General features: G+C 52.9%; 1 rRNA gene. It reads left to right on the forward strand.

Features of this window, described 5'->3' with window-relative positions:
* A 23S ribosomal RNA gene (locus Q1A47_RS20335) occupies positions 1-2,385 on the forward strand; the annotation flags it as partial.
* Positions 2,386-2,436 lie beyond the last annotated feature (51 nt).

Here is a 2,436-nt window from a genome sequence, read left to right on the forward strand (position 1 = left end):
GAGGGGAGTGAAAGAGAACCTGAAACCGTGTGCCTACAAGTAGTCGAAGCCCGTTAATGGGTGACGGCGTACCTTTTGTAGAATGGACCGGCGAGTTACGATCGTATGCAAGGTTAAGTGGAAGACACGGAGCCGCAGCGAAAGCGAGTCTGAATAGGGCGACATAGTATGCGGTCGTAGACCCGAAACCGTGTGATCTACCCATGTCCAGGGTGAAGGTCAGGTAACACTGACTGGAGGCCCGAACCCACGTATGTTGAAAAATGCGGGGATGAGGTGTGGGTAGGGGTGAAATGCCAATCGAACACGGAGATAGCTGGTTCTCTCCGAAATAGCTTTAGGGCTAGCCTCAAGGAACGAGTACTGGAGGTAGAGCACTGATTGGACTAGGGGCCCTCACCGGGTTACCGAATTCAGTCAAACTCCGAATGCCAGCTACTTTGCCTTGGGAGTCAGACTATGGGTGATAAGGTTCATAGTCGAAAGGGAAACAGCCCAGACCGCCAGCTAAGGTCCCAAAGTATACGTTAAGTGGAAAAGGATGTGGAGTTGCTTAGACAACCAGGATGTTGGCTTAGAAGCAGCCACCATTTAAAGAGTGCGTAATAGCTCACTGGTCGAGTGACTCTGCGCCGAAAATGTACCGGGGCTAAACGTATCACCGAAGCTGCGGATTGTTCTTACGAACAATGGTAGGAGAGCGTTCTAAGTGCTGTGAAGTCAGACCGTGAGGACTGGTGGAGCGCTTAGAAGTGAGAATGCCGGTATGAGTAGCGAAAAAAGAGTGAGAATCTCTTTCACCGAATGCCTAAGGTTTCCTGAGGAAGGCTCGTCCTCTCAGGGTTAGTCGGGACCTAAGCCGAGGCCGAAAGGCGTAGGCGATGGACAACAGGTAGATATTCCTGTACCACCTCATGAGCGTTTGAACGATGGGGGGACGCAGAAGGATAAGGAAAGCGCACCGATGGATGTGTGCGCCCAAGCAGTGAGGAAGTCGAATAGGCAAATCCGTTCGACGATTTCAAGCTGTAACGGGGAGGGAAATAGAGTACCGAAGTTCCTGATTTCACACTGCCAAGAAAAGCCTCTAGTGAGTTCATAGGTGCCCGTACCGCAAACCGACACAGGTAGGCGAGGAGAGAATCCTAAGGTGAGCGGGAGAACTCTCGTTAAGGAACTCGGCAAAATGACCCCGTAACTTCGGGAGAAGGGGTGCTCCTCTGCCGAGGAGCCGCAGTGAATAGGCCCAAGCGACTGTTTAGCAAAAACACAGGTCTCTGCGAAGCCGAAAGGCGAAGTATAGGGGCTGACACCTGCCCGGTGCTGGAAGGTTAAGGGGAAGCGTTAGCACTTTTGTGCGAAGCGTAGAACCGAAGCCCCAGTAAACGGCGGCCGTAACTATAACGGTCCTAAGGTAGCGAAATTCCTTGTCGGGTAAGTTCCGACCCGCACGAAAGGTGCAACGACTTGGGCACTGTCTCAACGAGAGACCCGGTGAAATTATACTATGTGTGAAGATGCACATTACCCGCGACAGGACGGAAAGACCCCGTGGAGCTTTACTGTAGCCTGATATTGAATGTTGGTACAGCTTGTACAGGATAGGTGGGAGCCATCGAAGCGTGAGCGCTAGCTTACGTGGAGGCATCCGTGGGATACCACCCTGGCTGTACGAACCTTCTAACCCAGGACCGTGATCCGGTTCGGAGACAGTGTCAGGCGGGCAGTTTGACTGGGGCGGTCGCCTCCCAAAAGGTAACGGAGGCGCCCAAAGGTTCCCTCAGAATGGTTGGAAATCATTCGCAGAGTGTAAAGGCAGAAGGGAGCTTGACTGCGAGACCTACAAGTCGAGCAGGGACGAAAGTCGGGCTTAGTGATCCGGTGGTTCCGCATGGAAGGGCCATCGCTCAACGGATAAAAGCTACCCCGGGGATAACAGGCTTATCTCCCCCAAGAGTTCACATCGACGGGGAGGTTTGGCACCTCGATGTCGGCTCATCGCATCCTGGGGCTGTAGTCGGTCCCAAGGGTTGGGCTGTTCGCCCATTAAAGCGGTACGCGAGCTGGGTTCAGAACGTCGTGAGACAGTTCGGTCCCTATCCGTCGTGGGCGTTGGAAGTTTGAGAGGAGCTGTCCTTAGTACGAGAGGACCGGGATGGACACACCGCTGGTGTACCAGTTGTTCCGCCAGGAGCATAGCTGGGTAGCTACGTGTGGCAGGGATAAGTGCTGAAAGCATCTAAGCATGAAGCCCCCCTCAAGATGAGACTTCCCATCACTTCAAGTGAGTAAGATCCCTCAGAGATGATGAGGTTGATAGGTTCGAGGTGGAAGCGTGGTGACACGTGGAGCTGACGGATACTAATCGATCGAGGACTTAACTAACTTCTTTTGGTTGTCGTTGAATGATCTCTTATTTAGTTTTTAGGGTACAAA

Origin of the sequence: uncultured Virgibacillus sp. (assembly GCF_947495635.1) — a bacterium.
GTDB lineage: Bacteria > Bacillota > Bacilli > Bacillales > Amphibacillaceae > Virgibacillus > Virgibacillus salarius.